General features: G+C 42.6%; 5 protein-coding genes. 1 reads left to right on the top strand and 4 read right to left on the bottom strand.

Translation table 11 applies throughout. The annotated features are described in order from the left end of the window. Window positions 1–39 precede the first annotated feature (39 nt). Complete coding sequence (locus ACMJ0U_RS02650; protein WP_417127995.1) at window positions 40–1,245, top strand: ROK family transcriptional regulator; 1,206 nt, start codon at window positions 40–42, stop codon at window positions 1,243–1,245. Between the two features lie 67 nt (window positions 1,246–1,312). Here ACMJ0U_RS02650 and ACMJ0U_RS02645 read toward each other — a convergent pair whose 3' ends face one another. The 4 genes from ACMJ0U_RS02645 to lysS all read right to left on the bottom strand — a co-directional run bounded on the left by ACMJ0U_RS02645 (window position 1,313) and on the right by lysS (window position 6,337). Then, a complete protein-coding gene (locus tag ACMJ0U_RS02645) occupies window positions 1,313–2,053 on the bottom strand; it encodes an HAD-IA family hydrolase (RefSeq protein ID WP_417127994.1) in 741 nt (246 codons plus the stop codon). A 123-nt stretch (window positions 2,054–2,176) separates the two neighbouring features. Further along, window positions 2,177–3,526, bottom strand: a complete 1,350-nt coding sequence (locus tag ACMJ0U_RS02640) for a glucose-6-phosphate isomerase (protein ID WP_117702234.1) — start codon at window positions 3,524–3,526, stop codon at window positions 2,177–2,179. 15 nt (window positions 3,527–3,541) lie between these two features. Next, the gene (locus ACMJ0U_RS02635; RefSeq protein ID WP_007561191.1) at window positions 3,542–4,537 is read right to left on the bottom strand and encodes an NAD(P)H-dependent glycerol-3-phosphate dehydrogenase; all 996 of its coding nucleotides are present in this window, start codon (window positions 4,535–4,537) and stop codon (window positions 3,542–3,544) included. A gap of 72 nt (window positions 4,538–4,609) precedes the next feature. Beyond that, the gene (lysS, locus tag ACMJ0U_RS02630; protein WP_417127992.1) at window positions 4,610–6,337 is read right to left on the bottom strand and encodes a lysine--tRNA ligase; all 1,728 of its coding nucleotides are present in this window, start codon (window positions 6,335–6,337) and stop codon (window positions 4,610–4,612) included. Window positions 6,338–6,388 lie beyond the last annotated feature (51 nt).

The raw sequence follows: 6,388 nt of genomic DNA, 5'->3' as shown, positions 1-6,388 counted from the left end.
ATTCTACATTTGTAAATGTTTCTATAAAAAATAACAAATATGGGTCAGACTCTATTGACGAATATACAGAAAGGCGTTAAAAGTGCATTGGTAAAGCAACGTATCATTACGCACTTGATTTATGCGGGTAGCACAACAATTACAGATTTGTCCAAGTCGATGGGACTAAGTGTTCCTACAGTGACAAAATTTGTAGATGAAATGTGCAAGGAAGGATATGTGAACGATTGTGGAAAACTGGAAACCAGTGGAGGACGCCATCCAAGTTTGTATGGCTTGAATGCGGATTCTGCCTATTTTATAGGAGTCGCTCTGGCTGTACAGTCATTAAGTCTGGGGGCTATCAACTTTAAGGGAGAAGTTCTTCAGACCAAAATGGAAATACCATTTAAGCTGGAAAATACACCGGAATGTTTGGAGCGTATCTGTCAGGAGATAGAAACGTTTATCGATGAGCTTCCCTGTGATAAATCAAAGATTCTGAATATCTGTATTGGTATGACTGGAAGAGTAAATCCGGAGACTGGTTGCAGTTACACACATCTGACTTATGGCGACAAGCCTTTGGCAGAGATGTTCACAGAAAGATTGGGTATTAATGTATGCATTGATAACGATAGTCGGGCAATGGCTTACGGAGAATACATTATGCGTTCAGAAAAATGTCCGAAAAATCTGATTTATGTGAATGTGAACTGGGGACTGGGACTTGCCATTATTATTGACGGTAAGTTGTATTCTGGTATGTCTGGTTTTGCCGGAGAGTTTGGTCATAATTACGGATATGACAATCAGCAGATTTGTTATTGCGGCAAAAAAGGATGTATTGAAACAGAAGTGTCTTGCTCCGCTTTGTATCGTAAGTTTATTGCGCGTCTGCATCAGGGAGAAAACTCTGTGCTACTGAAAGAAAAGTCAATTGATGAAATCACATTGGCTGATATTATTTCTGCTGTTCGTCGTGAAGATGTGCTGGCGATTGAATTGGTGGAAGAAATCGGTGCAAAACTGGGACGCCATATTGGTGACCTGATTAATGTGTTCAATCCGGAACAAGTGATTATCGGAGGAGAATTTTCGAAAGTAGGAGAATACTTGTTGCCGCCGGTTATTTCGGCAGTCCGTAAATACACGTTGAATTTGATGTATAAGGATTCTGATATCGTGTTGTCTGAATTGAAAGAGAAAGCCAATGTAATAGGCTCTTCTTTGTTGTCAAGGAGTAAGTTGTTTGCATTGGAATAAAAGACTTTTATTGAGATAAAAATCCCCGGAAAGCCAAAGTATAACTTGGCTTTCCGGGGATTTTTCCTTATAGGGATGTCTTTTGCATGCTTTGACGGCATGTTTCCCAGCTTTCATTAAAAGCAGCCATGGAGGGGAATAAGATGTTGGCACCTTCTTGCAAAAGTACGTTGTCTGGCAGTGGCCCGGTATTCAATGCGATAGTGAAGATTCCGGCTGCTACACCTGCTTTAACTCCTAGTGGGGCATTTTCAATGACTATTGCCTCATTGGCTTGTATGCCAGCCTTTTGCAGAGCCATCAGATAGGGTTCAGGATTAGGCTTTCCATATTTTACGTCGAAGGCTGTCACCATCAGTTCACGCTGGAAGATTCCTGGAAAATAGTGGTTTAGTTTGTCCAATAAAGAGAGCTGTCCGGAACCTGTTACGACTATTGGAGTCAGTCCGCTTCCTTTTATTTTTTTCAACACTTCAAAAGCTCCAGGCATGGGGGCAGCTTTAGGCAGCTTATTGAATAAATCACTCTTTGTCTGATAGATTCGTTTGATTTCTTCTTCATCTGCCTCATATCCCCTTTCTCTTTGACTGACAATATTGATGGTAGCTGCACCGGTACGTCCTTCGTGAAGGTAAGCTTCCTCTTTGCTCAGGTTCATTCCGTATTGTTTCATGGCTTCATTCCAGGCTGTGGCATGGTTTTTCATGGAGTCAAACAATACACCGTCCATGTCGAACAATACGGCTTTTAAGTTAATGTGTGTGTAATGATGTGTAGTGAGATATTGGTTGATTTCTTGTTGGAACATGATAGTATGTTTATAATATACAGGCACGTATTACATGGGCGGCACTTTCCTTTATGGAGGAAAGAGTGCTTTTCATGTAATTCGTGCCTGTCAATGAAAACGGAGTGGTGAACTCTCGTTTATTTATTTTTTCAGACGAGCTTGGATTGCTTCAGATTCTTTTTCGTATCCCGGTTTGTTCAGAAGGGCAAACATGTTTTTCTTGTAAGCTTCTACGCCCGGCTGGTTGAACGGATTTACTTCGAGCAGGTATCCGCTGATTCCGCAAGCCTTTTCGAAGAAATAGATAAGCTGTCCCAGGTAGTATTCGTTCAGTGAAGGAACGCTTACACGCAGGTTAGGAACTCCACCGTCTACGTGTGCAAGCTGTGTACCGAGTTCGGCCATCTTGTTTACTTCGTCGATGCGTTTGCCTGCCAGGAAGTTCAGTCCATCCAGGTTTTCTTCATCGCTCGGGAAGTGAAGTTCGTGGCTTGGAGTTTCTACAGAAACTACTGTTTCGAAGATGCTGCGTTCACCCTGCTGAATCCACTGTCCCATAGAGTGAAGGTCTGTAGAGAAGTCTACAGAGCTCGGATAGATACCTTTCAGGTCCTTACCTTCAGATTCACCGTACAGCTGTTTCCACCATTCCATGAAGTAGTGAAGTTTCGGTTGGAAGTTTACTAAGATTTCAATTTTCTTTCCGCTCTGATACAGTTCGTTACGAGTAGCAGCATACAAAGCAGCCGGGTTTTCGTACATGTTTTCGTTGGCACAAACCTTTTCCATTTCGCAAGCACCGGCAACCAGCTGGTCAATGTCGATTCCAGCTACTGCAATAGGAAGCAAGCCTACCGGAGTCAATACAGAGAAACGTCCGCCTACATTGTCAGGAATGATAAATGATTTGTAACCTTCCTTGTCGGCTGTTGTACGGGCTGCACCTTTCTTTGCATCTGTAACAGCTACGATAACCTTGCGAGCCATTTCTTTACCTCTTTGGTCTTCGCACTGCTTTTTCAGCAAACGGAAAGCAAGAGCGGTTTCAGTAGTTGTTCCAGATTTAGATATGTTGATTACACCAAATTTTTTGTCTTTCAGGAATTCAGTCAGTTCGAACAAGTAGTCTTCGCTGATGTTGTGTCCGGCAAAAATAATAGTAGGCTGTCCGGCTTTTTTCTCCTGCAACCAAGCAAAGCTGTTTGACATCGCTTCAATGACCGCACGTGCGCCCAGATAACTTCCTCCGATACCAGCTACGATTACTACGTCGCAGTTTTCGCGAAGTGTCTGTGCAGTAGCTTTCAGGTCATTCAAGTGTTCCTTTGTGATGGAAGAAGGTAAATGCAACCAACCCAAGAAGTCGTTTCCTAAGCCTGTGCCTTTTTCCAGCGTTTCCATACAAGCTTTTACCTTTGGTTCATAAGAAGCCAATTTTTCCTTAGATATAAAATCTAAAGTCTTTTCAATGTTCAGTTTAATGTTTTCCATAACTGTTTTCTGATTTTATCTAAATGAGTCAGTTAATAATTTGATTTCTATCATTGGTGATATACGTTCGTAAAGAATATTATAGACGGCATCCACAATGGGCATATTGACATGCAGGTGCTTGTTCAGCTCCTTGATACATTTGGTGCCATAATATCCTTCAGCAATCATTTCCATTTCAATCTGTGCGCTTTTTACGGAATATCCCTTACCAATCATGGTGCCGAACACGCGGTTACGGCTGAAATTGGAATAAGAAGTCACGAGAAGGTCGCCCAGGTAGGCTGAATCGTTTGTACAACGGTTTACGGGGTGTACGGTATCTAAGAACCGGTTCATTTCCTGTAAGGCATTGGATACCAGTACAGCCTGGAAGTTGTCTCCATATTTCAGACCGCTGCAGATTCCGGCTGCAATGGCATATACATTCTTCAGCACGGAAGCATATTCAATGCCGGCTACGTCCGTATTGACCGAAGTCTTGATGTAGTGACCGGCCAGTTGCCGTGCGAACATCTTGGCTTTTTCAATGTCTTTGCATCCTACGGTGAGGTAAGAAAGCCGTTCCAATGCCACTTCTTCCGCATGACAGGGACCTGCCAGTACGGCTATGTTGTTTTCTGGAACGTCATAAATCTTGTGGAAATAATCGGATACGATAAGGTTTTCGTCGGGTACGATACCCTTGATAGCAGTAACGATGAATTTATCCTTCAGTTTGGTTTTTAGCTTTTTGAGGTGACTTTTCAGATACGGTGAGGGGGTGACAAAAATCAGTGTGTCTGACTCTCTCACTACCTTGTTGATGTCTGATGAAAAGTTGATGCATTTCATGTCGAAACGCACACTTGTCAGATAGGCTGGATTGTGACCCAGACGCTTGAATTCTTCAATTCGGTCGTCACGGCGCATGTACCAGTTTATGGATTCAGCCTGGGTTAAAATGATTTTAGCTATAGCAGTGGCCCAGCTGCCTCCCCCCATAATCGCTATTTTCCCGGGTAATTTCATACTCTTATATTTAATGAAAAACAGATATGAAGGACAAGGAATATTCTTTGTCCTTCATACACTTTCATTCATTTATTTAATCTTTTCTATCCAGCCAGCTACTTCGTCTACTGTGGGGTTGGCAAGTTCCAGTTTGTATTTCTTGTTGATGCCACAAATGTCCTGATGAAGTTTCTGCGGATTCACCTCCTTCATATCAGTCACAAGATTATATCCGGCTTTCTGAATTACCGGAACCCACTCTTCTGCGATTCCTAATTCCATGAATTTAGCAGGCGCATCTTTCGGGATTACTTTTTCCGGACGCATCTGCGGGAAGAACAACACTTCCTGAATCGTGCTCTGACCGGTCATCAGCATCACCAGACGGTCCATACCGATACCCATACCCGAGGTAGGAGGCATGCCGTATTCCAATGCACGAACGAAGTCCTTGTCGATAATCATCGCTTCGTCGTCTCCCTTTTCGCTCAGTCTCATCTGCTCTTCGAAGCGTTCCAGCTGGTCAATCGGGTCATTCAACTCAGAATATGCGTTACAAAGTTCTTTACCGTTCACCATCAGCTCAAAACGTTCTGTCAAATCCGGATTGCTGCGGTGTTTCTTTGTCAGCGGAGACATCTCGATAGGATAATCTGTGATGAAAGTCGGCTGGATGTAATGGCCTTCGCAAAATTCGCCGAAGATTTCGTCAATCAGCTTGCCTTTACCCATGGTGTCATCGATTTCCATATTGAGTTTCTTGCAAACTTCACGAATCTGTTCTTCGTTCATGCCCGTCAGGTCATAGCCGGTAAATTCCTTGATAGAGTCCAGCATGGTTACACGTTTGAACGGAGCCTTGAAGTTAATCAGGTTATCACCTACTTGTACTTCTGTAGTACCATTTACGTCCAGACAGATTTTTTCAATCATGTTCTCGGTAAATTTCATCATCCAGTTGTAATCCTTGTAGGCTACATAAATTTCCATACAGGTAAATTCAGGATTATGTGTACGGTCCATACCTTCGTTACGGAAGTTCTTGCCGATTTCATACACACCTTCAAAACCGCCTACAATCAGTCTTTTCAGATACAACTCGCTGGCAATACGCATGTACAATGGAATATCCAATGCGTTGTGGTGAGTAATAAAGGGGCGGGCAGCAGCTCCTCCGGCGATAGACTGAAGAATAGGAGTTTCTACTTCGATATATCCTTTAGAGTTGAAATATTCTCTCATAGAATTGTAGACCTTGTTCCGTTTCAGGAATATTTCTTTTACTCCGTCATTAACTACCAAGTCTACATAGCGCTGACGGTAACGGAGTTCAGGGTCTTCAAACTTATCGTAAGCTACTCCATCTTTGTATTTTACAATCGGGAGCGGACGGATTGATTTCGACAATACGGTCAGTTTTTGTGCATGGATAGAGATTTCGCCCATCTGGGTGCGGAATACAAAACCTTCGATTCCAACGAAATCGCCCAAATCCAGCAAGCGTTTGAAAACTACATTATATAAATCTTTGTTTTCATCCGGACAGATATCATCGCGGGTTATATATACTTGTATACGGCCTTTAGAATCCTGTAATTCAATGAAAGACGCTTTTCCCATTACACGACGAGACATGATACGTCCTGCAACGGATACTTTGCGAGGTTCAGCATCATCTTTGAATTCGGCTTTTATGTCAGTCGAAAAAGCGTTGGTTACATACTCGGCAGCAGGGTATGGTTCAATCCCCATTGCTCTCAACTCATTCAGGCTGTTGCGTCTGATTATTTCCTGTTCGCTTAATTCTAATACGTTCATTTGTTAGTATATTAACTCATTCTGGGCACAAAAATAAAAAACATTTTGCAA

Origin of the sequence: Phocaeicola sp. (assembly GCF_048170425.1) — a bacterium.
Taxonomy (GTDB): Bacteria; Bacteroidota; Bacteroidia; order Bacteroidales; family Bacteroidaceae; genus Phocaeicola.
Note: the sequence above shows the minus strand (reverse complement) of the source record. Positions and strands in the feature narration are given on the sequence as shown.

Coding starts and splice junctions, on each gene's coding strand:
- ACMJ0U_RS02650 (WP_417127995.1), top strand. CDS start 40: ATGGGTCAGACTCTATTGACGAATATACAGAAAGGCGTTAAAAGTGCA.
- ACMJ0U_RS02645 (WP_417127994.1), bottom strand. CDS start 2,053: ATGTTCCAACAAGAAATCAACCAATATCTCACTACACATCATTACACA.
- ACMJ0U_RS02640 (WP_117702234.1), bottom strand. CDS start 3,526: ATGGAAAACATTAAACTGAACATTGAAAAGACTTTAGATTTTATATCT.
- ACMJ0U_RS02635 (WP_007561191.1), bottom strand. CDS start 4,537: ATGAAATTACCCGGGAAAATAGCGATTATGGGGGGAGGCAGCTGGGCC.
- lysS (WP_417127992.1), bottom strand. CDS start 6,337: ATGAACGTATTAGAATTAAGCGAACAGGAAATAATCAGACGCAACAGC.